This window comes from Phascolarctobacterium sp. Marseille-Q4147 (genome assembly GCF_017968825.1).
Lineage (GTDB): Bacteria > Bacillota > Negativicutes > Acidaminococcales > Acidaminococcaceae > Phascolarctobacterium_A.
In genome coordinates, this window is record NZ_CP072874.1 from 388989 (window position 1) to 410899 (window position 21911).

Consider the following 21911-nt stretch of genomic DNA (forward strand, 5'->3'; position numbering starts at 1 on the left):
AAAGCTTTGCAAAAAAAATACACAGCAGACTAATATAATCTGTTGTGTTACAAAAAATAGGACCACTGCGTGTTTATAGCGTAGTGGTCCTTTTGATTGACATTATTCAGCTTTTTCTTCTTTGGGTGCTTCAACAATGATTTTGGCATCAACAACATTTTTCTTAATGGACTCAATGCCGCGTTTGCATCCTGCCATTGCCTTGTAGCCTTCACCGGTAGCAATAATCTGTCCGTTGGTTGCTTTCAGACGGAAGCGGAATTCTCCGGCCTTGTCTTTATAAACTTCAAATTTCGGATGCTTACAAGGGGTAAAGCCTTCTACCGTCTGGTCCTCTATCGGAGCAACAGGAGCATTGTTGATAACACTGGCAATACCCTTACGACAGTACTTCTCATCCTTATAAACCTGGGAGCTGGCAATGACTTCACCATTTGCAGCTTTTAAATTAAATTTAACGCCATTTTTTGCCTGAGAAATTACGAATTTACCCATTTGGTAGCCTCCTTTAAATTTATTATGGTCTCTAAGTTTATTTTATGCCATCAGCAACAAAAACACAAGTATTTTTATTTCAGCTACACCATTTAGCAATTTTTAATCGATAACATTCTCCAAGGAACCGATTTTTTCGATAGAGCAGACAATTTTATCACCGTGCTGTAAGAATGTCGGCGGGTTCATCCCCATGCCGACGCCGGCCGGAGTACCGGTAGCAATAATTGTACCTGCAGCTAATGTCATACCCTCTGACAGCTCTGCAATGGCCCCACAGACAGTCTGAATCATGTAACGGGTATTACTGCTCTGGCGCAGCTCTCCATTAACCGTACAGCTGATATCAAGTGCCTGCTCATCGCCGATTTCATCTGCCGTAACAATACACGGTCCCATAGGCGTAAAGCCGTCAAGACTTTTTCCCAGATACCATTGCTTATGACGCGTCTGCAGATTACGCGCGCTGATATCATTGATAATTGTATAACCGAAAATATAAGCTCCTGCGTTTTCTTTGCTTACACCCTTGGCATTGCGTCCCAGGATTACTCCCAGCTCTGCTTCGTAATCAAGGCTGTCTACCAATCCTTCATAACGCGGAACACTTTCGCCGCTTGCCGTTGCTCTGTTCACACGCTTGGAAAAATAAATTGTATAGGGGCGTTCACCGCCGAAAGCTTCGCTGGAAAAGCGTCCTGCTTCCTGAGCATGTGCATCATAGTTAATACCAAGGCAGACTACATCCTGACGCGGATGAACAATCGGTGCCAACAGCTTTACTTCCGAAAGCTTAACTGCAGCGCCCTGCAGAACGTCCTCATTATCAGCCAGGCGCTCCAGCTTTACCTTCACCTCAGGCGTATAACGGCATATCAATTCATTCATATCCGCAACTGCCAGCTCCGGCACAAGTCTTGCCAATAAATTCAGTCTGTAAACGGCTTCATTCTCACGAAAGCCAACAAGAATTTCCTCACGTCCAGCTATCTCTACTGTATAAAAACGCATTATATCTTCCTCCTCTTAGAATACTGATAGTTTGTAGGCTGCTAAAGCTGTAATATTTTCGGACCATATATCCGTCAAAAGGATTAGCATAACATTATTATACACAGACTATCGCCGGAACGCAAAAAAAGCAGGAACCGAAGTTCCTGCTTTTTACAGCTCTAAATTAGATGAGTTCGATGATAGCCATTTCAGCTGCATCGCCACGGCGAGGACCTACTCTGTAAATGCGAGTAAAGCCGCCTTGTCTGCCTTCATATTTCGGAGCAATTTCTTCAAACAGTTTTTTGGTAATGGTTTCGTCAACCAGAACTGCCATAACCTGACGACGAGCATGCAGGTCATTGCGTTTTGCCAAAGTAATCAGTTGAGCGGAATGCTTAGCAACTTCTTTAGCTTTGGTAACGGTGGTTTCGATCTTACCATATTTGAAGAAGGAAGTTAAAATGCTGCGAAACAGAGCCTTACGGTTGCTGGAGTTACGACCCAGTTTTCTGTATGCCATGTACTTCTGACCCCCTTAATTATTCTTCATCGTTTTTACGAAAATGCAAGCCCATATCCTCAAGTTTCTTTTTAATCTCTTCCAGAGATTTACTACCCAAGTTACGAACTTTAATCATATCAGCTTCTGTTTTCTGGATCAATTCTTCGACAGTATTGATACCTGCACGTCTCAAGCAGTTATTGCTGCGGACGGACAAATCCAAATCGTCGATAGACATTGTGTTTTGACCCTCTTGCTTGCTCGGTTCGGGAGCTTCAGGCTCAGAACCGCCAGCTACAGTGATTACAGAACCTTTGCCATCACTGGTCTGGAACAGCTTGAGATAGTCAATCAGGATGGTGGAAGCCATGTCAACAGCTTCATCAGGCTTTATGCTGCCATCTGTCCAAACTTCCAAAGTAAGCTTGTCATAGTTGGTAACATTACCTACGCGGGTATCGTTAACAGCAAATTTTACTCTGGTAATAGGAGAGTAAATGGAGTCTACCGGAATAACGCCGATAGGCTGATCAGGCTGTTTATTTTTGTCCGCAGGTACATAGCCACGGCCTTTATCAATATGGATTTCCATATTGAAAACTGCGTCTTTATCTAAAGTCGCAATATGCAGCTCAGGGTTCAGAATTTCAACATCGCTATCAGTAATGATATTTGCAGCGGTAACTTCCTGTTCACCGGAACATTCGATACGCAGAATCTTTTCCCCTTCACCTTCCATTTTAAGGCACAAAGCCTTAATGTTCAGGATGATATCAGCAACATCCTCACGAACACCAGGAATGGTAGCAAACTCATGCAGAACACCGTCAATCTTGACGTAGGTTACTGCAGCACCCGGCAGGGAGGACAGCAGCACACGACGCAGGCTGTTGCCCAGCGTGATGCCGTAGCCTCTCTCGAGCGGCTCCCAAACGAATTTGCCATAACGACCATCTTCGCTGACATCAGATGTAACCATCTTAGGTTTTTCAATTTCAATCATTCGGAAAGCCTCCTTCTATCGCGTATTACCACAATACGTCTCATAAGTGGGTGGCACAAGATATTCACTAATTATTTGGAGTACAACTCTACGATGAAGTGCTCTTCAATAGGAACATCAATTTCCTCACGAGTCGGGAAACGGTCTACCTTACCGCTAACGTTAGCAGCGTCCAGTACCAGCCAAGCCGGAACTGCTTTGGTAGCCAGAGTTTCGTCCATGCCTTTGAAGTATTCTTTAGCACGGCTGTTTTCCATAACGGTTACAACATCGCCAACTCTTACCAATGCGGAAGGAATGTCCAGACGTTTGCCGTTAACAGCAATGTGGCCATGTCTTACGATTTGGCGAGCCTGACGGCGGGTGTTAGCCAAGCCGAGGCGGAAAACTACGTTGTCGATTCTTCTTTCGAGGAGGATCAGCAGGTTTTCACCGGTGATGCCTTCCATCTTTTTAGCTTTATCATAGTAGCCACGGAATTGTTTTTCCAGTACGCCATAGATAAATTTAGCTTTTTGTTTTTCAGTTAACTGAATGCCATATTCGCTCTTTTTTCTGTTTTGGCGGCGAACTTGGCGTTTAGATTCCTTGCTAATGCCCATGAATGCGGGAGCTAAGCCCAAAGATCTGCATCTTTTCAGGACAGGAGTTCTATCAATTGCCATCTATTTACACCCCCAATTATACTCTTCTACGTTTCGGCGGACGGCAGCCGTTATGCGGGATCGGAGTAACGTCTTTAATAGAGTTAACTTCCAGACCTGCAGCCTGAAGTGCACGAATTGCTGCTTCACGGCCAGCGCCAGGACCTTTTACATATACTTCTACTTGTTTCAAGCCATGCTCCATAGCAGCTTTGGTTGCTTCTTCAGCAGCCATTTGTGCAGCAAACGGAGTGCTCTTACGGCTGCCACGGAAACCGAGGCCGCCTGCGGAGGCCCAGCTCAGAACATTACCTTCGGTATCAGCGATGGTAACGATAGTATTATTGAAGGTGGAGCGGATATGTGCTACACCGTTGATTACGTTTTTGCTAACTTTTTTCTTGTTGCGAACAACTTTCTTGCCAGCCACTGGTTTATCCCTCCCTCGCTAATTATTTCTTCTTGCCTGCAATAGTACGTTTCGGACCTTTACGGGTGCGGGCATTGTTTTTAGTGTTTTGACCACGAACAGGCAGACCCATACGATGTCTTCTGCCACGATAGCTGCCAATTTCAATCAGACGTTTAATGTTCAGGGATTCCTCACGGCGGAGGTCACCTTCAACTTTATAGTCCTGATCCAGAGTTTCACGGATCTTAGCAACTTCTTCTTCAGTCAGGTCGCGAACGCGAGTGTCCGGGTTAATACCGGTTTTAGCTAAAATTTCACGAGAGAGAGTCAGGCCGATGCCGTAGATGTACGGCAGAGCATACTCAATACGTTTATCTCTCGGTAAATCGACACCAGAAATACGTGCCATTAATGTGCACCTCCTTCTTATCCTTGTTTTTGTTTATGTTTCGGGTTTTCGCAAATTACCATTACATGGCCTTTACGTTTAATGACTTTGCATTTTTCACATATTGGCTTAACAGACGGTCTTACTTTCATAATTTAAACCTCCTCTTTGCCTGTTGGATTATTTATACCGATAAGTAATTCTTCCACGATTGAGGTCGTACGGAGTAAGCTCCACGGTAACCTTATCACCAGGCAAAATCTTGATGAAGTTCATACGAATCTTACCGGATATATGTGCTAAAATTGTATGGCCGTTAACCAGTTGAACTTGGAACATAGCATTGGGAAGTGCTTCTAAGATTGTACCTTCAACCTCAATAACATCCTGTTTGGACACTGTTGTACCTCCTTATTTGCTACATCCGAGACTAACTTTAACGTCGGCATATACTTTATCGATAGGCTGCAAGCCATTGATTTCTTTGTACAGGCCTTGTTTTTTGTAGTACTCAATTAACGGTTCTGTTTGTTCATGATATGCATGCAGACGATTTACAACGGTTTCTTCTTTATCGTCGTTACGTTGATAAAGGTTGCCGCCGCATTTGTCGCAAACATTTTCTACCTTGCTGGGGTTAAAGCTTACATGATAGGTAGCACCGCAAGCTTTGCAGATACGGCGGCCAACTACACGCGCAACCAGCTCGGAGTCAGGAACAGAGATATTAACAACACCGGTCAATTTAATGCCCAGGTCTTTGAGGATTCCGTCGAGAGCAACTGCTTGCTCCTCAGTTCTCGGGAAGCCATCTAAGATGAAACCATTTGCACATTCGGGTTTGGACAAGCCTTCACGAACAATGCCGATGGTTACGACGTCGGGGACAAGTCCGCCAGCGTCCATGTATTTTTTCGCCTCTTTACCAAGTTCGGTGCCTGCGCTTACTGCTGCACGGAACATGTCTCCTGTGGAGATATGAGGGATTTTAAATTCATCAATGAGTTTTTCTGCTTGAGTGCCTTTACCAGCACCCGGAGGTCCCATTAAAAGAATGTACATTCTGAACTCCTCCTATTTCATAAAGCCATGATAATGACGCATCAGCACCATGGACTCTATCTGCTTCATAGTTTGTAATGCAACACCAACAACGATCAACAAAGCGGTACCGCCGAAGTACACACCTTCAATGCGGGTTACCCATCCGATAACATGAGGCATCAGCGCAATTAATGAGAGGAAAACCGCACCGGCCAAAGTTATTCTGGACATTACCTTGTCAAGATATTCTGTAGTAGGATTACCGGGTCTTAAACCGGGGATAAAGCCACCGTTCTTTTTGATATTATCGGAAAGATCTCCGATGTTCAGGCTTACTGCTGTATAGAAGTAAGTGAAGAACAAAATCATCAGAACATACAATGTAGTCTGCAGCGGGCTGCCCCACTGAAAGAGCTTACCCATTGCTTTAACCCAGGGAACATCAACGAACTGAGCAATTGTTACCGGGAACATCAACACCGAAGAAGCGAAGATGATCGGAATAACGCCTGCCTGGTTAACCTTCAGAGGGATATAGCTTGTATGACCGCCATAAGCCTTTTTACCTACTACACGCTTAGCATACTGAACGGGGATTTTGCGAATACCCTCAGAAATGATAATTACGAAAACTACCATCGCCAGGGCTATAGCCGCGAACAAAATAACGTTCAATAAGCTTACCGTGCCAGCCTGCAGATATTGGAAAATTACCTTAAGTCCATCCGGCAGTCTGGATACGATACCGGCAAAGATTATCAGGGAAATACCATTGCCGACGCCGCGAGCTGTAATCTGCTCGCCTATCCACATAAGGAAAACGGTTCCTGCAGTAAGTGTGAGAGCAATAAGCAGGATTGAGAAAATCCCGGGGTTATTAATCGCCATCTTCAGGCCGTAGGCCATACCGCAGGCTTGGACAAACGCCAAAGCCACCGTCAGCATACGTGTAAGCTTTGTCGTTTTCTTGAAGCCTTCCTCACCTTCCTTGGACCATTGTTCCAAGGTCGGTACAACTACCTTCAATAACTGTAAAATAATTGAAGCATTGATATATGGGGTAATACTCATAGCAAAAATGGAGAATTTGCTCAAGGCGCCGCCACTGAACATATCAAGCAGTCCGAAGAGATTACCGCTGCGGAAAAGCTGTTCAATGACAGAAGCGTTTACGCCAGGAACAGGTATATGTGTTCCAGCCCTGAATACGATGAACATGGCGAGAGTAAATAAAACTTTTTGCCTGAGTTCTGTTATTCTAAATATGTTTGCAAGGGCTGCTAACACTTTAGATCACCTCAATCTTACCGCCAGCTGCAACGATTTTCTCTTCAGCGGATTTGCTGAAGCCCATAGCTTGTACAGTAAGCTTTTTGGTTAATTCGCCATTGCCAAGAATACGGATGCCGTCGCGAATGTTCTTAACAACACCTTCTTCAATAAGCATTACGGGTTCAACAACGGTGCCGTCCTCAAAACGATTGAGTACGGAAACGTTGATTTCAACATAATCTTTACCAAATTTATTGTAGAAACCGCGTTTAGGAAGACGCAGGTACAGAGGTCTTTGACCACCTTCAAATCCAGGGCGCTTAACACCGCCGGAACGGGATTTCTGACCTTTCTGGCCTTTACCGGAAGTCTTGCCCAAGCCACTGCCCAGGCCACGACCTACGCGAACTGCTACACGTTTAGATCCCGGAGCGGGAGACAATTCATGTAAATTCATCTTCAGTACACCTCCTTGTCTTACGCTTCTTCAACCTTCACGAGATGTTCAACCTTGTGAACCATGCCGCGAATAGTCGGAGTATCTTCTTTAACAACGCTAGTATTGATTTTACCTAAGCCCAGAGCTTTAACGGTTGCACGCTGATCTTTGGGGTAACCGATCAGGCTGCGGGTCAGGGTGATTTTAATTTGTGCCATGACAAAGTCCTCCTTAGCCCAACAATTCTTCTACGGTTTTACCACGCAGAGCTGCAACAGCTTCAGCACTCTTCAAGGATTTCAGACCTTCAATGGTTGCACGAACCATGTTGTTCGGGTTGGAAGAGCCTTGAGATTTAGTAAGAATATCACGAACGCCAGCCAGTTCCAGTACGGCACGTACAGGGCCGCCAGCGATAACGCCGGTACCTTCTGCAGCCGGTTTCAGGAATACGCGGCCTGCGCCGAATACACCGATGTTTTCATGAGGAATGGTAGTACCAACCAGCGGTACAGTAACCAGGTTTTTCTTAGCGTCTTCAACGCCTTTACGAATAGCTTCAGGAACCTCTGCAGCTTTACCCAGGCCCATGCCTACATGACCATTTTCATCACCTACAACAACAAGTGCAGCGAAGGAGAAACGACGTCCGCCTTTAACAACCTTAGCAACACGGTTGATGAAAACGACTTTTTCTTGTAATTCGTTTTCTTTATTTTCGAAGTTCGCCACTTTATTTCCTCCTTCTCTTAGAATACCAGGCCAGCTTCGCGAGCAGCTTCAGCCAGGGCAGCTACACGGCCGTGGTACAGATAGCCACCACGATCGAATACAACTTCTTTTACACCCTTAGCCAGCGCTTTTTCAGCGATTGCTTTGCCTACAGCTTTAGCAGCCTCAATGTTGCCGCCGTAGTTTTCTTTCAGATCTTTTTCAACGGTGCTGGCAGCAGCGATAGTTTCGCCGGTCTCATCGTTAATAACCTGTGCATAAATGTTGGACAGGGAACGGTATACGTTCAGACGAGGTTTTTCAGCAGTACCGATAATATATCTACGAGAACGGAGATGACGTTTTTGACGTTTCTCGTTTTTATCAACTCTGTTAAGCAAGAGTTTCACTCCCTTCTTTTAGAAATTATTTCTTGCCTTTAGCGCCGGCTTTACCAATCTTACGACGAACATGTTCGCCTTCGTAACGGATACCTTTACCTTTATAAGGTTCAGGCGGACGCAAAGTACGGATATCTGCAGCAACTGCACCTACAACTTCTTTATCAGCACCGCTAACAACGATCTTGTTCGGAGCGGGAACTTCAAAAGTAATACCTGCAGGCGGCTCTTTTACAACCGGGTGAGAGAAACCCAGAGTGAAGTTAATGTTTTGTCCTTGCTTAGCAGCACGGTAACCAACACCATTAATTTCCAGAGTTTTGCTGAAGCCTTGGGTTACACCGATGATCATGTTGTTGATCAGGGTGCGGGACAGACCATGCAGAGAACGGCTTTCTTTTTCATCGTCCGGACGTTCAACGGTGATTACACCATTGTCCATGGTCAGCTTCATGTTTTTATTGATTTGGCGAGCTAATTCGCCTTTAGGACCTTTAACGGTCACGTGATTATCTTCAATAGTAACTGTTACACCAGCGGGAACAGTAATTGGCATCTTACCAATTCTAGACACGTACGAGCACCTCCTATCTTTTTAGTATTACCATACGTATGCAAGAACTTCGCCGCCCAAGCCTGCTTTACGAGCAGCTTTGTCGGTCATCAAGCCTTGGGAAGTAGAAATTAATGCAATACCCAGACCTCCGAGGACTCTAGGCAGTTGGTCTTTTTGAGAGTAAACTCTCAGACCAGGTTTGGAAATACGTTTAATACCGGAGATAACCTTCTCTTTATTAGCACCGTATTTCAGGCTGACGCGGATAACATTTTGTTTGCTGTCAGCAATAACTTCGAAATCTTTAATGAAACCTTCGGCTTTCAGGATTTCAGCAATAGCCAGCTTAATCTTGCTGCCGGGGATTTCAACTTTATCATGATGAACTGAATTTGCGTTACGAATACGGGTAAGCATATCAGCAATCGGGTCAGTCATTACCATACTTAAATACCCTCCTTCCTTGTTGTCTGTCTTACCAACTTGCTTTGGTTACGCCCGGAATAGCTCCTTTATAAGCATATTCACGGAAGCAGATACGGCAGAGGCCAAATTTACGCATATAGCCATGAGGTCTGCCGCAAACTTTGCAGCGGTTATAATGACGAACTTCGAATTTCGGTTCGCCTTTCCATTTTTCGATCAGGGCTTTTTTAGCCAATGTGTTCCCTCCTCACTTATGCGCCGAACGGCATTCCGAGGAGTTTGAGCAGCTCTCTAGCTTCCTCGTCTGTCTTAGCGGTAGTCACAATGATGATATCCATGCCACGAACTTTATCGATCTTATCATATTCGATTTCCGGGAAAATCAATTGTTCTTTCAGACCCAGTGCGTAGTTGCCACGGCCGTCAAATGCAGAAGCATTTACGCCACGGAAGTCACGTACGCGCGGAAGAGCGAGATTCATCAGTTTATCAAGGAAATAGTACATACGGTCGCCACGCAGGGTTACTTTAGCACCCAGAGGCATGCCTTGACGTACTTTGAAAGCTGCGATGGATTTCTTAGCTTTGGTGATAACAGGTTTTTGACCTGCGATCTGAGTCATATCAGCAACTGCGCTTTCCAGAGCTTTGCTGTTGCCTACAGCCTCGCCAACACCCATGTTGATTACAACTTTCTCAATTTTAGGGATTTCCATTACGTTTTTATATTGGAATTTGTCATGCATAGCCTTAGCTACTTCAGACAAATATTTTTCTTGCAATCTGGTCTTTGCCATTCAGTTATTTCCTCCTTTCCCGGAAAATTATTTATCGATTACTTCACCGCATTTTTTGCAGGTTCTTACGAAAGCACCGGCAACTTCGGTCTTTTTAATACGGGTAGCTTGTTTGCAAACCGGGCATACCAGCATTACTTTGGAAGAAGCGAGCGGAGCTTCTTTAGTAATGATGCCGCCTTGAGGATTTGCCTGAGACGGTTTGGTATGACGTTTTACTTTATTCACGCCTTCAACAACCACTTTGGCTTTCTTAGGCAGAGCTTCAACGATCTTACCTTGCTTGCCTTTATCCTTACCGGACAGTACAAGAACGGTATCGCCTTTTTTAACATGCAGCTTTACAGCATTTGCCATGTCAAGAACACCTCCTTACAGTGCGTTATCTAATTTCTTACAGCACTTCCGGTGCCAGAGAAATGATTTTCATGAAGTCTTTTTCGCGAAGTTCGCGGGCAACAGGCCCAAAAATACGAGTGCCGCGCGGGCTCTTGTCGTCTTTAATTACAACTGCTGCGTTCTCATCAAAACGGATGTAGGAACCGTCTGCACGGCGAACACCTTTAACGGAACGAACAACAACTGCTTTAACTACGTCGCCTTTTTTTACAACGCCACCGGGTGATGCATCTTTAACAGCACATACGATAACGTCACCGATATTAGCATATTTACGGTAAGAACCGCCTAATACACGGATACACATAACCTTCTTAGCGCCAGTGTTGTCACCAACATTAAGGATAGTTTGTTGTTGTATCATGGATTTCCCTCCCTTGCCGGACTAACTCTTCGGCAAAATTATTTAGCACGCTCTAAGATTTCAATAACGCGCCAGCATTTATCTTTAGACAGCGGACGAGTTTGCATAATTTCAACTACGTCGCCAACATGTGCTTCGTTATTTTCATCATGAGCTTTAAATTTAATAGTATGTTGTACGCCTTTTTTGTACAGCGGATGCTGAACGAAACGTTCTACTGCAACTACGACAGTTTTCTGCATTTTATCGCTGACAACTTTACCAATACGGGTAACACGTGCGTTTCTTTCTTCGGTCACGACTGTTTCCTCCTTGTTATACTTCAAAACAGTTAAGCCTTGAGCTCACGTTCACGCTGGATTGTTTTGATACGGGCAATGGATTTCTTAACGTCACGAATTTTCATCGGATTTTCACATTGACCGGTTGCCATTTGAAAACGCAGATTGAAGAGTTCCTCTTTCAAATCTGCCAACTTGGTGTCTAACTCAGCAGCAGACAATTCACGAATTTCTGTTGTTTTCATTAAGCTTCACCACCCTTTTCTTGTGCGGCAGCTTCAGCTTCCTGTTGAGCGCGAGTTACAAATTTGCATTTGATAGGCAATTTGTGGCTAGCAAGACGCATTGCTTCTTTAGCAACTTCTTCGCTAACACCGTTCATTTCGAACAGAACGCGACCAGGTTTAACTACTGCTACCCAGTACTCCGGAGAACCTTTACCAGAACCCATACGAGTTTCAGCAGGTTTTGCAGTAATCGGTTTATCCGGGAAAATTTGAATCCAAACTTGACCGCCACGTTTGATATAACGTGTCATTGCGATACGGGCTGCCTCAATCTGGCGGTTGGTAATCCAAGCGGGCTCCAATGCTACCAGACCGAAATCGCCATGAGCGATTCTATTACCGCGCATAGCACGGCCAGTCATACGACCTCTATGTTGTTTACGATGTTTAACTCTCTTCGGTAATAACATGTCTGATTATGCCTCCTTTGCCGGAGCAACTTTAGCTGCTTCTTTGCTTTCAGGAAGAACTTCACCTTTGTAAATCCATACCTTAATGCCGATACGGCCATAAGTGGTATGTGCTTCTGCAGTGCCATAATCGATGTCAGCACGCAGGGTGTGCAGAGGAATGCTGCCTTCACGATAGGATTCGCTGCGTGCAATTTCAGCACCGCCAAGACGACCGCCGCAGGTAATTTTGATACCTTTAGCACCCATACGCATGGTACGGCCAACGCATTGTTTCATAGCACGACGGAAAGCGATACGGCGTTCCAGCTGTGCTGCAATGTTCTCTGCAACCAAGGTTGCGTCCATATCCGGGGTTTTAACTTCTACGATGTTGATTTCGATAGCGCTCTCAGTCATTTTCTTCAGGTCGGATTTCAGCAGTTCGATGTTGCTGCCTTGACGACCGATTACCATACCAGGTTTTGCAGTATGGATGGAAATGCGGGCTTTATTAGATGCGCGTTCGATTTCTACTTTAGAGATACCGGACAGGAACAGTTTTTCTTTGATGAACTCACGGATTTTAATGTCTTCTAACAAGAATTTCTCATAGTCTTTGCCAGCGTACCATTTGGAATCCCAGCCTTTGATAACGCCAACACGGAGACCATGCGGATTAACTTTTTGACCCACTATCTTTTCCCTCCTTCTGACGGGATATTATTTTTCTTTAACTGCTACAGTTACGTGGCTAGAACGTTTCAGAATTTTGAAAGCCTGTCCACGGGAACGAGGATGAATACGTTTCATGGTCGGACCTTGATCTACTGCACAGTAGGATACGATCAGGTTATCCACGTTCATGTCAAAATTGTGCTCTGCGTTTGCTACTGCACTGCGCAGAACTTTCTCGATTACCTCAGAACCAACCTTCGGGGTATATTTGAGGATCGCGAATGCTTCACCAACGGATTTGCCGCGGATGAGATTGATTACGATGCGCAGTTTGCGCGGCGCAATACGGATATATTTTGCAATTGCCTTTGCTTCCATTGTTTGGTCCCCCTTTCCCCTTATTTTAAGCCGGTGCTCTTATCTGCGTGACCTTTGTAAGTACGAGTAGGAGCGAATTCTCCTAATTTGTGGCCTACCATATCCTCGGTAATGAATACCGGAACATGTTTGCGTCCGTCATGAACCGCAATGGTGTGACCAACGAAAGACGGAATAATAGTAGAGCTGCGAGACCAGGTCTTAACAACTTTTTTATCATTAGCGGCATTAAGCACGTCAATCTTTTTCAAAAGACTTGCATGGACAAAAGGTCCTTTTTTAACTGATCTGGACACTAGGTTAGCCTCCTTTCCTTATCCTGTTTTATTATTTAGTTCTACGTTTCAGAATTAACTTAGTAGAAGCTTTCTTCTCTCTGCGAGTACGAGTACCGAATGCACATTTACCCCAAGGAGTAACAGGACGTTTACGACCAACGGGGGAGTGACCTTCACCACCACCATGCGGATGGTCGTTAGGATTCATAACAACGCCGCGGTTAGCAGGACGGATACCCAGCCAACGGCTGCGGCCAGCTTTACCGATGCAGATGTTTTCAGCATCAATGTTACCAACTTGACCGATGGTTGCACGGCAGTTGATATGTACTTTACGGATTTCGCCAGAAGGAAGACGGAGCAGAGCGTAGTCGCCCTCTTTAGCCATCAGCTGTGCGCTGGTACCAGCACTACGAGCCATTTGGCCGCCTTTACCAATTTTCATTTCCACGTTGTGTACGGTAGTACCAAGCGGAATGTTTTTCAGCGGCAGGCAGTTACCGGTTTTGATATCTGCGTCAGGACCGCTTACTACGATATCGCCAACTTTCAAATCAAGCGGAGCGATGATGTAACGTTTTTCACCGTCAACATAGTTGATCAGAGCGATGCGAGCGTTACGGTTAGGATCGTATTCAATGGTAGCAACCTTAGCCGGAATGCCGTCTTTGGTACGCTTGAAATCAATGATACGATATTGTTTTTTATGACCGCCGCCTTGATGACGAACAGTCATTTTACCGGTATTATTACGGCCTGCATGTTTACCAAGTTTTTCAACAAGCGGGCGGTAAGGCTTGTCAGTCGTAATCTCTTCGAAGGCAGACACAGTAATAAAGCGTCTGGAAGGAGAATACGGATTAAAGCTTTTAATAGCCATTTAATTTACCTCCTATACGTTAATTACATTCCTTCGAAAAGGGGAATCGTATTGCCTTCAGCAAGCTTCACGATAGCTTTCTTATAATCGGAACGTTTGCCAACATATTTACCCATGCGTTTGGTTTTGCCCAGTACGCGGATGGTATTTACATTCAATACTTTAACTTTGAAAATCGCCTCTACAGCTTGGCGAATCTCTACTTTGTTAGCATCCAGGGGAACCTGGAAGGTGTATTTGTTCTCCTGCATCATCTGAGAAGTCTTTTCAGTGATGATTGGACGAATCAGTATATCGCGAGGATTAGCAGCCATTATGCGAGCACCTCCTCAATTTTTTCTACAGCATCTTTAGCAAGGAATACCTTTTTGCTGTTCAGGATATCAAAGCAGTTCAGACCCATGTTGGTGATGGTGGTTACTTTCGGCATGTTACGAGCGGAAAGAGCAACGTTTTCGTTGGAACCATCGGTAATCAACAGAGCTTTAGTGTCAACAGCTTCAAAAGCTTTCAGCAGAGAAGCTACTTGTTTAGTTTTCGGAGCGTCAAAAGCCAGGCCTTCAACAACTACCAGTTCACCAGCTGCTACTTTAGCAGACAGTGCGCAGCACAGAGCTAAGCGACGTGCTTTACGAGGCATTTTCTTTGCATAGCTGCGGGGTTGGGGACCAAAAGTGGTACCACCGCCAACCCATACGGGAGAACGGTTGGAACCGCAACGAGCGCGGCCAGTACCTTTTTGTTTCCAGGGTTTACGACCGCCACCACGTACCATAGCACGGGTTTTAGTAGCGGAAGTTCCTTGACGTTGGTTTGCCAGCTGCATTACAACTGCTTGATGTACTACAGCTTCATTGAACTCAGCGCCAAATACGGAATCATTTAATTCTATTTCACCGGTTTGTGCACCGGAAAGATCATATACTGATAACTTCGGCATTAGAAGCATCCTCCTTTCTTTCGCTTATCTTATTATTTGTTAGGTTTTACGGTTTCCTTCAGTACTACGTAAGAACCAGTAGCACCCGGAATAGCACCCTTAACCAGAATAAGATTACGTTCTGCGTCAACCTTAACAACGGTCAGACGTTGAACAGTTACATTTGCATTACCCATACGGCCAGGCAGTTTTTTGCCTTTGATTACACGGCCGCCAGGACCGGAATGCATGGGGCCCATAGAACCAGGCTCACGATGAGACTTAGAACCATGTTTCATAGGTCCGCGAGAGAAATTGTGGCGCTTAATAGTGCCTGCAAAACCTTTGCCGCGGGAAACGCCGCTTGCGTCAATCAGTTCGCCTGCAGCAAAAATATCAGCAGCGATTTTATCGCCTACCGCATATTCGGAAGGAGCAGCCAGACGCAGCTCTCTGACAAATTTAACCGGTGCTACACCAGCTTTGTCAAAATGGCCTTTCATCGGTTTGGTGGTATGTTTTTCTTTAATTTCACCAAAACCAAGTTGAACAGCATTATAACCGTCTGTTTCTTCGGTTTTGTTTTGAAGTACAACGCAGGGGCCTGCTTCTACAACAGTAACAGGAATCAGTCTGCCATCAGCTTCAAAAATTTGGGTCATGCCCAGTTTTTTGCCTAAGATACCTTTAGCCATTATTGCACCTCCTCCTTACAGTTTAATTTCAATATCTACGCCAGCGGGCAGGTCAAGACGCATCAGAGCGTCAACAGTCTTACCGGTGGGTTCCAGAATGTCTACAAGACGTTTGTGAGTACGCATTTCGAATTGCTCACGGGAATCTTTGTTAACATGCGGAGAACGCAGAATAGTGTAAATGTTTTTTTCTGTAGGAAGGGGAATCGGACCGGAAACTTGTGCACCGGTACGTTTTGCAGTTTCTACAATCTTAGAAGCACTTTGGTCAAGTGCTTTATGATCATACGCTTTCAGGCGTATTCTAATCTTTTGAGACTTAGCCATTAAAAAATATCCTCCTAAATTCGCCCAGTTTCTATGAACGGACATACTCCGTGAAAATCTCCCTGTCTAACAGGCAAGCAACCTTTCACATCATCGCAGGGCCATACCAACAAACATAAGAATAGAGGGGAGGTTAACCCCCCTCATATTCTTCCAGGGATCTAACTAAAATTATTTCTCTTCTACTTCGGAAACAACGCCAGCGCCAACGGTACGACCGCCTTCACGGATAGCGAAACGCAGACCTTTTTCGATAGCGATCGGGGTGATCAGTTCTACTTCCATGGTTACGTTATCGCCAGGCATTACCATTTCTACACCTTCCGGCAGTTCGGTTACGCCGGTTACGTCGGTAGTACGGAAATAGAATTGCGGACGATAGCCGTTGAAGAACGGAGTGTGACGGCCGCCTTCTTCTTTGGTCAGTACATAAACTTCACCTTTGAATTTGGTGTGCGGATGAATGCTGCCCGGTTTGGACAGTACTTGGCCACGCTCGATTTCTTTACGGTCAACACCACGCAGCAGGCAGCCGATGTTATCGCCAGCTACTGCTTCGTCCAACAGTTTGCGGAACATTTCTACGCCGGTTACAACGGTAGATTTTTTCTCGTCTTTCATGCCAACGATTTCTACGGTATCGCCAACTTTAACAGTACCACGCTCTACACGGCCGGTAGCAACAGTACCACGACCGGTGATGGTGAATACGTCCTCGACAGGCATCAGGAACGGTTTGTCGGTTGCACGTTCCGGCAGCGGAATGTAGCTGTCAACAGCGTCCATCAGTTCCATGATTTTTGCTTCGTATTTCGGGTCGCCTTCCAGAGCTTTCAGAGCGGAACCTGCAACAACAGGGATGTCATCGCCAGGGAAGTCATAGGAGCTCAGCAGTTCGCGAACTTCCATTTCTACCAGTTCCAGCAGCTCTTCGTCGTCAACCATATCTACTTTGTTCAGGAATACAACCATTGCAGGTACGCCTACTTGGCGAGCCAGCAGGATGTGCTCACGAGTCTGAGGCATCGGGCCGTCAGCAGCAGATACTACCAGGATTGCGCCGTCCATCTGAGCAGCGCCGGTGATCATGTTCTTTACATAGTCAGCATGGCCCGGGCAGTCAACGTGTGCATAGTGACGGGTTGCGGTTTCATATTCAACGTGAGAGGTGTTGATGGTAATACCACGTTCACGTTCTTCCGGAGCTTTATCGATCATGGAGTAGTCCATGAATTCTGCGCCGCCTTTTTCAGCCAGTACTTTGGTGATAGCAGCAGTCAGAGTAGTCTTGCCATGGTCAACGTGACCGATGGTGCCGATATTCAGATGCGGTTTAGTTCTTTCATATTTAGCTTTTGCCATTGTGAATTTCCTCCTTAAGGTTGTTTGTTAAAACTAGGCTTAGTTGGTGCCTTTGTTTTTAGCAATAATTGCCTCAGCAATGTTTCTGGGAACGTCTTCGTAGTGGTCTACTTCCATGGAGTAGTTACCACGGCCTTGGGTTTTGCTGCGTAGGTCGGTAGCATAACCGAACATCTCAGCCAACGGAACGAATGCATTGATTACTTGTGCACCGTTACGAGCTTCCATGCCTTCGATGCGGCCACGGCGGGAGTTAACGTCGCCGATTACGTCGCCCATGTATTCTTCAGGAACAGTAATTTCTACTTTCATGTAAGGCTCAAGGATAACCGGGTTAGCTTTTTCAGCACCGGACTTGAAGCCCATAGAACCGGCAATCTTAAATGCCATTTCAGAAGAATCGACTTCATGGTAAGAACCATCATAAACAGTAACTGCGATATCAACCATCGGATAACCGGCAACTACGCCGTTTTCCATAGCTTCTTTAACGCCTGCTTCGATAGGAGCGATGTATTCCTTAGGAATAGCGCCGCCAACAACTTTGTTTTCAAACAGGAAGCCTTCGCCAGGTTCACGCGGGGTGATTTCCAGCCAGCAATGACCGTATTGGCCTTTACCACCGGACTGACGAACAAATTTACCTTCAGATTTAACAGCTTTGCGGATGGTTTCGCGGTAAGCAACCTGCGGGTTACCAACAGTGCAGCCTACTTTGAATTCGCGCAGCAGACGGTCAACGATGATGTCCAGGTGAAGCTCGCCCATACCGGAAATAATGGTTTGGGAAGTTTCAGGATCAGTGTGAACGCGGAAGGTCGGATCTTCTTCTGCCAGTTTTTGCAGGGCGATGCCCATTTTTTCCTGGTCAGCTTTAGTTTTAGGTTCAACTGCAACGGAGATTACAGGATCAGGGAATACCATAGATTCGAGGATGATCTCGTTTTTCTCATCGCAGAGAGTATCACCGGTAGTGGTGTCTTTCAGACCTACAGCAGCTGCGATATCACCGGAGTAAACTTGTTCAATTTCTTCACGGTGGTTAGCATGCATTTGCAGGATACGACCGATACGCTCGCGTTTACCTTTAGTGGAGTTATATACATAAGAACCAGCAGTCAAGGTACCGGAGTATACACGGAAGAATGCCAGCTTACCAACAAACGGGTCGGTAGCAATCTTGAATGCCAATGCGGAGAACGGAGCTTCGTCGCTGGACGGACGCTCATCTTCTTCACCGGTTTCAGGGTTTACACCTTTGATGTTAGGAACATCGGTCGGTGCAGGCATGAATTGGATTACAGCGTCCAGCATCGGTTGAACGCCTTTGTTTTTGTAGGAAGAACCGCAGCAAACCGGAGTCATTTTGCAAGCGATGGTTGCTTTACGGATACCAGCCAGGATTTCTTCTTCGGTCAGCTCTTCGCCTTCCAGATATTTCATCATCAGCTCATCATCGGATTCAGCAACAGCTTCAACCAATGCTGCACGGTATTCCTCAGCTTTCTCTTTCATGTCAGCCGGAATTTCTACGAACTCTTCTTCTTTACCGAGTGCATCATCATAAACGATTGCTCTCATTTTGATCAGGTCGATCATGCCTTGGAAAGTATCTTCAAAGCCGATAGGCAGTTGAATAGGTACTGCATTGGCATTCAGACGGGTCTTCATCATGTCAATTACACGATAGAAGTCTGCACCGGTAATATCCATTTTATTTACATATGCCATACGGGGTACATGGTATTTGTCAGCCTGACGCCATACGGTTTCGGACTGAGGCTCAACACCACCCTTAGCACAGAAAACTGCAACGGAACCATCAAGTACACGCAGGGAACGTTCAACTTCTACAGTGAAGTCAACGTGGCCCGGAGTATCGATGATGTTGATACGATGTTTATCGAATTGGTGCTCGGAACCTTCCCAGTAGCAGGTGGTTGCAGCAGAGGTGATGGTAATACCACGCTCTTGTTCCTGAACCATCCAGTCCATGGTAGCAGCACCTTCATGGGTTTCACCAATCTTATGTACTCTGCCGGTATAGAACAGAATACGTTCGGTGGTGGTGGTTTTACCAGCATCGATGTGAGCCATGATGCCGATATTTCTAGTTCTCTCAAGCGGAATTAATCTGCCCACTTCTTTATCCTCCTCAAATTAACTGAGACAGGTCATTACCAGCGGTAATGAGCAAATGCTTTGTTTGCTTCTGCCATCTTGTGGGTATCTTCGCGTTTCTTAACAGCTGCGCCAGTGCCATTGGAAGCGTCCATGATTTCACCAGCTACACGCTCGTACATGGTGCGCTCACCACGCAGACGAGAGTAGTTTACCAGCCAACGGATACCCAGGGTGGTTTTGCGGTCAGCACGTACTTCAACAGGTACTTGGTAGTTTGCACCACCAACACGACGGGCACGAACTTCCAGCAGCGGCATTACGTTCTGCATAGCAGCATCGAACACTTCCAAAGGATCTTTGCCAGTCTTTGCACGAACCAGGTCGAATGCATCGTATACAATACGTTCTGCAACGCCTTTTTTGCCGTCGAGCATAATTTTATTGATAAATCTAGTTAAAAGCTTAGAACCGTACACCGGATCCGGCAGTACGTCTCTTTTAGTTACAGGGCCTTTTCTCGGCATGTGTTTCCCTCCTTAGGATTAAATCATTCTTAATGTTTTCTTGAAATTATTTCTTTGCTTTAGCACGTTTTGCACCGTACTTGGAGCGAGATTGGTTGCGGTTAGCAACGCCTGCAGTATCAAGAGCACCACGAATGATATGGTAACGCACACCAGGAAGGTCCTTGACTCTTCCGCCTCTGATCAGAACAACACTGTGTTCCTGAAGATTATGGCCGATACCCGGGATATAAGCAGTAACTTCGATGCCGTTGGTCAAACGTACACGAGCTACTTTACGAAGTGCAGAGTTAGGTTTCTTCGGGGTAGTGGTGTAAACACGAGTGCAGACGCCACGTTTTTGCGGGCATTCTTTCAATGCCGGTGCAGTAGATTTGCTTTTCAGAACCTCTCTACCTTTGCGAACCAATTGGTTAATTGTAGGCATATCGGCACCTCCTTTCCAAACAATTAGATTTTAATGATTATAAAAACTCGGCTCACGCCAAGCCCTTATCGGCTTTAAGTATCGCAGCCGCTGCTGCTTTGACGTTTATGCCGCAGGCTCTGCCGATTTCCAGCATCGTTTCTGTGTTTTCAACCGGTACTGAATTTTCCCGACACAGTTGCATCAGCCTGCCGGTAACTCTCTCGTCCGCATCACTTGCGATATAGACGACAGCGGCAACTTGTCTTACTACAGCTTTTTCTGTCTGCTTAACGCCTACAGTATGCTTTTCAGCTTGCTTTAAAGCTTCAAGTGCCATCATGTTACCTCCTTCATCGAGCGCATAGCTCTCCCGCGATACTTGTATATTGTAACATCTCATGCACAGCCTGTCAACACTTTTTAGCAACTTTTTTAAAAAAATTAGTAGCGCTTTCTGCCGTGTTAATGCGCTTCTTTCTTTACACGTAGCCAAGTGTTTCATTGACTGTTTCTTCATACATAAAGTACACCCAAGGAGTACTTTTTCAACAGAGCTTTCACCTGAAATATTGCATAAAAAAAGAGCTGCCAATACTTCTGACAGCTCATATGTATATTATTTTGCAACGCCCGGGAAAGAAGAAACATACTTGATTTTTATATCCGGAAAACTATCAACAAACTGAACCCTGAAATCTTCGCCGTACTCTACAAATTGCCACTCGCCTATATTATTGGGAAAACTTTGGACAACCTTTACCTTAAGATCCGGGAAGCTGTCGACAACCTTTACCTTAATATCGGGAAAGCTGTCAACAATTTTCACTTTACCGCACAGCTTGATATTTTTGTAATAGCCTGCGCTGTTGATAGGCGTAGCAGCTCCCGCGATACACGGAAATGCAGCCACCAGCAGCAGACTTAAGCAAAGAACAGTTTTTTTCAGCATTCCTCTTCCCCCTTTCGTTAAGGACGCTTTTATTTTACGTAAAATACACGGTTCGCTTTACGCGGAGCAGCCTGTGGAACAGGTCCGTCAGCATAACCGAGGATGCAGTGGCCTACACCTTCATACTCTCCCTCAATGCCCCATTCCTTCAGCAGCTGTTTGCCTTCTTCGGAAGCAAACTCTTCCTTGGCACGGTTAATCCAGCAGCTGCCAAGTCCTACAGCATGAGCTGCCTGCATCAGGTTGCCCATGATAAGGCTTGCGTCATAAATACTGTTCTTGTTGCTCTTCGGCGCCAGCACAATCAAAACAACAGGCGCACCATAAAACGTATCACTCTTCGTACCCATGATAGCACGGTTCATCTGCGACAGCTTGTCGCGCACCTCTTTATTCGTAACCGCAACAATAATCGAATCCTGCTCGCCATGACCGCTGGCAGCATAAAGACCGGCATCGATAACCTGGTCAATCAGCTCCTGCGGTACCATATCTGCCTTATATTTGCGCACGCTTCTGCGTTCCTTTAATGCCTGTAATTCTGCATTCATTATATGTCAGCTCCTTATCGTTAATAAAATA

At 45.6% G+C, this 21911-nt stretch carries 39 protein-coding genes; all 39 read right to left on the reverse strand.

Annotated features, from left to right (window positions below):
- Positions 1-102: 102 nt before the first annotated feature.
- The gene (locus KAH19_RS01750; protein WP_210684860.1) at positions 103-495 is read right to left on the reverse strand and encodes a YegP family protein; all 393 of its coding nucleotides are present in this window, start codon (positions 493-495) and stop codon (positions 103-105) included.
- A 102-nt stretch (positions 496-597) separates the two neighbouring features.
- Positions 598-1506 (reverse strand): fumarylacetoacetate hydrolase family protein, encoded by a 909-nt coding sequence (locus KAH19_RS01755; protein ID WP_210684861.1) that lies wholly within the window; start codon positions 1504-1506, stop codon positions 598-600.
- 166 nt (positions 1507-1672) lie between these two features.
- Positions 1673-2011: a 50S ribosomal protein L17 gene (rplQ, locus tag KAH19_RS01760; protein WP_009145412.1), complete on the reverse strand. Its 339-nt coding sequence runs from the start codon at positions 2009-2011 to the stop codon at positions 1673-1675.
- Between the two features lie 19 nt (positions 2012-2030).
- A complete protein-coding gene (locus KAH19_RS01765) occupies positions 2031-2996 on the reverse strand; it encodes a DNA-directed RNA polymerase subunit alpha (RefSeq protein ID WP_210684862.1) in 966 nt (321 codons plus the stop codon).
- 71 nt (positions 2997-3067) lie between these two features.
- Complete coding sequence (rpsD, locus tag KAH19_RS01770) at positions 3068-3661, reverse strand: 30S ribosomal protein S4 (protein ID WP_009145410.1); 594 nt, start codon at positions 3659-3661, stop codon at positions 3068-3070.
- Between the two features lie 16 nt (positions 3662-3677).
- Positions 3678-4070: a 30S ribosomal protein S11 gene (gene rpsK, locus KAH19_RS01775; RefSeq protein WP_009145409.1), complete on the reverse strand. Its 393-nt coding sequence runs from the start codon at positions 4068-4070 to the stop codon at positions 3678-3680.
- A gap of 22 nt (positions 4071-4092) precedes the next feature.
- The gene (gene rpsM / locus KAH19_RS01780) at positions 4093-4461 is read right to left on the reverse strand and encodes a 30S ribosomal protein S13 (protein ID WP_009145408.1); all 369 of its coding nucleotides are present in this window, start codon (positions 4459-4461) and stop codon (positions 4093-4095) included.
- A gap of 17 nt (positions 4462-4478) precedes the next feature.
- A complete protein-coding gene (gene rpmJ, locus KAH19_RS01785; RefSeq protein ID WP_004092858.1) occupies positions 4479-4592 on the reverse strand; it encodes a 50S ribosomal protein L36 in 114 nt (37 codons plus the stop codon).
- Between the two features lie 28 nt (positions 4593-4620).
- Entirely contained in the window at positions 4621-4839 is a 219-nt protein-coding gene (gene infA / locus KAH19_RS01790) for a translation initiation factor IF-1 (RefSeq protein WP_009145407.1), read from the reverse strand.
- Positions 4840-4851: 12 nt separating this feature from the next.
- On the reverse strand, positions 4852-5502 hold the full coding sequence (locus KAH19_RS01795) for an adenylate kinase (protein ID WP_210684863.1): 651 nt from the start codon (positions 5500-5502) through the stop codon (positions 4852-4854).
- Between the two features lie 12 nt (positions 5503-5514).
- Entirely contained in the window at positions 5515-6771 is a 1257-nt protein-coding gene (gene secY, locus KAH19_RS01800) for a preprotein translocase subunit SecY (RefSeq protein WP_210684864.1), read from the reverse strand.
- 1 nt (position 6772) lies between these two features.
- Positions 6773-7213, reverse strand: coding sequence for a 50S ribosomal protein L15 (gene rplO / locus KAH19_RS01805; protein ID WP_009145404.1), 441 nt, complete (start codon positions 7211-7213; stop codon positions 6773-6775).
- Between the two features lie 20 nt (positions 7214-7233).
- A complete protein-coding gene (gene rpmD / locus KAH19_RS01810) occupies positions 7234-7413 on the reverse strand; it encodes a 50S ribosomal protein L30 (RefSeq protein ID WP_021719369.1) in 180 nt (59 codons plus the stop codon).
- 13 nt (positions 7414-7426) lie between these two features.
- On the reverse strand, positions 7427-7927 hold the full coding sequence (rpsE, locus tag KAH19_RS01815; protein WP_009145402.1) for a 30S ribosomal protein S5: 501 nt from the start codon (positions 7925-7927) through the stop codon (positions 7427-7429).
- A gap of 17 nt (positions 7928-7944) precedes the next feature.
- The gene (gene rplR, locus KAH19_RS01820) at positions 7945-8307 is read right to left on the reverse strand and encodes a 50S ribosomal protein L18 (RefSeq protein WP_021719367.1); all 363 of its coding nucleotides are present in this window, start codon (positions 8305-8307) and stop codon (positions 7945-7947) included.
- 25 nt (positions 8308-8332) lie between these two features.
- Complete coding sequence (gene rplF / locus KAH19_RS01825; RefSeq protein ID WP_210684865.1) at positions 8333-8881, reverse strand: 50S ribosomal protein L6; 549 nt, start codon at positions 8879-8881, stop codon at positions 8333-8335.
- A gap of 27 nt (positions 8882-8908) precedes the next feature.
- Entirely contained in the window at positions 8909-9307 is a 399-nt protein-coding gene (gene rpsH, locus KAH19_RS01830; RefSeq protein WP_009145399.1) for a 30S ribosomal protein S8, read from the reverse strand.
- Positions 9308-9338: 31 nt separating this feature from the next.
- A complete protein-coding gene (locus KAH19_RS01835; RefSeq protein ID WP_009145398.1) occupies positions 9339-9524 on the reverse strand; it encodes a type Z 30S ribosomal protein S14 in 186 nt (61 codons plus the stop codon).
- Positions 9525-9540: 16 nt separating this feature from the next.
- The gene (gene rplE / locus KAH19_RS01840; RefSeq protein ID WP_009145397.1) at positions 9541-10086 is read right to left on the reverse strand and encodes a 50S ribosomal protein L5; all 546 of its coding nucleotides are present in this window, start codon (positions 10084-10086) and stop codon (positions 9541-9543) included.
- Between the two features lie 27 nt (positions 10087-10113).
- Positions 10114-10443: a 50S ribosomal protein L24 gene (rplX, locus tag KAH19_RS01845; protein ID WP_009145396.1), complete on the reverse strand. Its 330-nt coding sequence runs from the start codon at positions 10441-10443 to the stop codon at positions 10114-10116.
- A 37-nt stretch (positions 10444-10480) separates the two neighbouring features.
- Entirely contained in the window at positions 10481-10849 is a 369-nt protein-coding gene (gene rplN / locus KAH19_RS01850) for a 50S ribosomal protein L14 (protein ID WP_009145395.1), read from the reverse strand.
- Positions 10850-10887: 38 nt separating this feature from the next.
- Positions 10888-11148, reverse strand: a complete 261-nt coding sequence (rpsQ, locus tag KAH19_RS01855) for a 30S ribosomal protein S17 (RefSeq protein WP_021719365.1) — start codon at positions 11146-11148, stop codon at positions 10888-10890.
- A 32-nt stretch (positions 11149-11180) separates the two neighbouring features.
- Complete coding sequence (gene rpmC / locus KAH19_RS01860) at positions 11181-11375, reverse strand: 50S ribosomal protein L29 (RefSeq protein WP_009145393.1); 195 nt, start codon at positions 11373-11375, stop codon at positions 11181-11183.
- Positions 11375-11827 (reverse strand): 50S ribosomal protein L16, encoded by a 453-nt coding sequence (gene rplP / locus KAH19_RS01865; protein WP_021719364.1) that lies wholly within the window; start codon positions 11825-11827, stop codon positions 11375-11377. Before rplP ends, rpmC begins: the two co-directional genes overlap by 1 nt.
- A gap of 6 nt (positions 11828-11833) precedes the next feature.
- Positions 11834-12502 (reverse strand): 30S ribosomal protein S3, encoded by a 669-nt coding sequence (gene rpsC / locus KAH19_RS01870; RefSeq protein ID WP_009145391.1) that lies wholly within the window; start codon positions 12500-12502, stop codon positions 11834-11836.
- Between the two features lie 27 nt (positions 12503-12529).
- A complete protein-coding gene (gene rplV, locus KAH19_RS01875) occupies positions 12530-12862 on the reverse strand; it encodes a 50S ribosomal protein L22 (protein ID WP_009145390.1) in 333 nt (110 codons plus the stop codon).
- Positions 12863-12882: 20 nt separating this feature from the next.
- Positions 12883-13158 (reverse strand): 30S ribosomal protein S19, encoded by a 276-nt coding sequence (rpsS, locus tag KAH19_RS01880; protein WP_021719363.1) that lies wholly within the window; start codon positions 13156-13158, stop codon positions 12883-12885.
- Positions 13159-13189: 31 nt separating this feature from the next.
- Complete coding sequence (gene rplB / locus KAH19_RS01885) at positions 13190-14020, reverse strand: 50S ribosomal protein L2 (protein WP_009145388.1); 831 nt, start codon at positions 14018-14020, stop codon at positions 13190-13192.
- 23 nt (positions 14021-14043) lie between these two features.
- Complete coding sequence (gene rplW, locus KAH19_RS01890; protein ID WP_210684866.1) at positions 14044-14334, reverse strand: 50S ribosomal protein L23; 291 nt, start codon at positions 14332-14334, stop codon at positions 14044-14046.
- Complete coding sequence (gene rplD / locus KAH19_RS01895; RefSeq protein ID WP_021719361.1) at positions 14334-14960, reverse strand: 50S ribosomal protein L4; 627 nt, start codon at positions 14958-14960, stop codon at positions 14334-14336. The genes rplW and rplD overlap by 1 nt, the downstream gene beginning before the upstream one ends.
- 32 nt (positions 14961-14992) lie before the next feature.
- Positions 14993-15634 carry a 50S ribosomal protein L3 gene (gene rplC, locus KAH19_RS01900; protein ID WP_021719360.1) on the reverse strand — a complete coding sequence of 214 codons (642 nt, stop codon included), beginning with the start codon at positions 15632-15634 and terminating at the stop codon, positions 14993-14995.
- A gap of 15 nt (positions 15635-15649) precedes the next feature.
- Positions 15650-15961, reverse strand: coding sequence for a 30S ribosomal protein S10 (gene rpsJ / locus KAH19_RS01905; protein WP_021719359.1), 312 nt, complete (start codon positions 15959-15961; stop codon positions 15650-15652).
- 171 nt (positions 15962-16132) lie between these two features.
- Positions 16133-17323 carry an elongation factor Tu gene (gene tuf / locus KAH19_RS01910; protein WP_009145072.1) on the reverse strand — a complete coding sequence of 397 codons (1191 nt, stop codon included), beginning with the start codon at positions 17321-17323 and terminating at the stop codon, positions 16133-16135.
- A 39-nt stretch (positions 17324-17362) separates the two neighbouring features.
- Positions 17363-19465: an elongation factor G gene (gene fusA, locus KAH19_RS01915; protein WP_210684867.1), complete on the reverse strand. Its 2103-nt coding sequence runs from the start codon at positions 19463-19465 to the stop codon at positions 17363-17365.
- Positions 19466-19500: 35 nt separating this feature from the next.
- Positions 19501-19971, reverse strand: a complete 471-nt coding sequence (gene rpsG / locus KAH19_RS01920) for a 30S ribosomal protein S7 (protein WP_009144757.1) — start codon at positions 19969-19971, stop codon at positions 19501-19503.
- A 46-nt stretch (positions 19972-20017) separates the two neighbouring features.
- Complete coding sequence (gene rpsL, locus KAH19_RS01925; RefSeq protein WP_009144758.1) at positions 20018-20398, reverse strand: 30S ribosomal protein S12; 381 nt, start codon at positions 20396-20398, stop codon at positions 20018-20020.
- A gap of 52 nt (positions 20399-20450) precedes the next feature.
- Entirely contained in the window at positions 20451-20897 is a 447-nt protein-coding gene (locus KAH19_RS10905) for a ribosomal L7Ae/L30e/S12e/Gadd45 family protein (protein ID WP_246869394.1), read from the reverse strand.
- 99 nt (positions 20898-20996) lie between these two features.
- The gene (locus KAH19_RS01935) at positions 20997-21329 is read right to left on the reverse strand and encodes a hypothetical protein (RefSeq protein WP_210684868.1); all 333 of its coding nucleotides are present in this window, start codon (positions 21327-21329) and stop codon (positions 20997-20999) included.
- Between the two features lie 29 nt (positions 21330-21358).
- Positions 21359-21880, reverse strand: coding sequence for a nitroreductase (locus tag KAH19_RS01940; RefSeq protein ID WP_210684869.1), 522 nt, complete (start codon positions 21878-21880; stop codon positions 21359-21361).
- Positions 21881-21911: the final 31 nt, after the last annotated feature.

Coding starts and splice junctions, on each gene's coding strand:
- rplP (WP_021719364.1), bottom strand. CDS start 11,827: ATGTTATTACCGAAGAGAGTTAAACATCGTAAACAACATAGAGGTCGT.
- rplO (WP_009145404.1), bottom strand. CDS start 7,213: ATGAATTTACATGAATTGTCTCCCGCTCCGGGATCTAAACGTGTAGCA.
- rpmC (WP_009145393.1), bottom strand. CDS start 11,375: ATGAAAACAACAGAAATTCGTGAATTGTCTGCTGCTGAGTTAGACACC.
- KAH19_RS01795 (WP_210684863.1), bottom strand. CDS start 5,502: ATGTACATTCTTTTAATGGGACCTCCGGGTGCTGGTAAAGGCACTCAA.
- rpsD (WP_009145410.1), bottom strand. CDS start 3,661: ATGGCAATTGATAGAACTCCTGTCCTGAAAAGATGCAGATCTTTGGGC.
- rpmD (WP_021719369.1), bottom strand. CDS start 7,413: ATGGCACAAATTAAAATCACCCTGACCCGCAGCCTGATCGGTTACCCC.
- rpsM (WP_009145408.1), bottom strand. CDS start 4,461: ATGGCACGTATTTCTGGTGTCGATTTACCGAGAGATAAACGTATTGAG.
- rplD (WP_021719361.1), bottom strand. CDS start 14,960: ATGCCGAAGTTATCAGTATATGATCTTTCCGGTGCACAAACCGGTGAA.
- rpsJ (WP_021719359.1), bottom strand. CDS start 15,961: ATGGCTAAGTCTCAAAAGATTAGAATACGCCTGAAAGCGTATGATCAT.
- rplV (WP_009145390.1), bottom strand. CDS start 12,862: ATGGAAGCAAAGGCAATTGCAAAATATATCCGTATTGCGCCGCGCAAA.
- rpmJ (WP_004092858.1), bottom strand. CDS start 4,592: ATGAAAGTAAGACCGTCTGTTAAGCCAATATGTGAAAAATGCAAAGTC.
- KAH19_RS01935 (WP_210684868.1), bottom strand. CDS start 21,329: ATGCTGAAAAAAACTGTTCTTTGCTTAAGTCTGCTGCTGGTGGCTGCA.
- rplX (WP_009145396.1), bottom strand. CDS start 10,443: ATGGCAAATGCTGTAAAGCTGCATGTTAAAAAAGGCGATACCGTTCTT.
- rplC (WP_021719360.1), bottom strand. CDS start 15,634: ATGGCTAAAGGTATCTTAGGCAAAAAACTGGGCATGACCCAAATTTTT.
- rpsH (WP_009145399.1), bottom strand. CDS start 9,307: ATGGTAATGACTGACCCGATTGCTGATATGCTTACCCGTATTCGTAAC.
- tuf (WP_009145072.1), bottom strand. CDS start 17,323: ATGGCAAAAGCTAAATATGAAAGAACTAAACCGCATCTGAATATCGGC.
- KAH19_RS10905 (WP_246869394.1), bottom strand. CDS start 20,897: ATGAAGAAACAGTCAATGAAACACTTGGCTACGTGTAAAGAAAGAAGC.
- rplE (WP_009145397.1), bottom strand. CDS start 10,086: ATGGCAAAGACCAGATTGCAAGAAAAATATTTGTCTGAAGTAGCTAAG.
- rplQ (WP_009145412.1), bottom strand. CDS start 2,011: ATGGCATACAGAAAACTGGGTCGTAACTCCAGCAACCGTAAGGCTCTG.
- KAH19_RS01940 (WP_210684869.1), bottom strand. CDS start 21,880: ATGAATGCAGAATTACAGGCATTAAAGGAACGCAGAAGCGTGCGCAAA.
- KAH19_RS01765 (WP_210684862.1), bottom strand. CDS start 2,996: ATGATTGAAATTGAAAAACCTAAGATGGTTACATCTGATGTCAGCGAA.
- rplN (WP_009145395.1), bottom strand. CDS start 10,849: ATGATACAACAACAAACTATCCTTAATGTTGGTGACAACACTGGCGCT.
- rplB (WP_009145388.1), bottom strand. CDS start 14,020: ATGGCTATTAAAAGCTTTAATCCGTATTCTCCTTCCAGACGCTTTATT.
- KAH19_RS01755 (WP_210684861.1), bottom strand. CDS start 1,506: ATGCGTTTTTATACAGTAGAGATAGCTGGACGTGAGGAAATTCTTGTT.
- rpsG (WP_009144757.1), bottom strand. CDS start 19,971: ATGCCGAGAAAAGGCCCTGTAACTAAAAGAGACGTACTGCCGGATCCG.
- rplW (WP_210684866.1), bottom strand. CDS start 14,334: ATGGCTGCTAATCCTCGCGATATACTGATTCGTCCAATCATCACTGAA.
- rpsL (WP_009144758.1), bottom strand. CDS start 20,398: ATGCCTACAATTAACCAATTGGTTCGCAAAGGTAGAGAGGTTCTGAAA.
- KAH19_RS01750 (WP_210684860.1), bottom strand. CDS start 495: ATGGGTAAATTCGTAATTTCTCAGGCAAAAAATGGCGTTAAATTTAAT.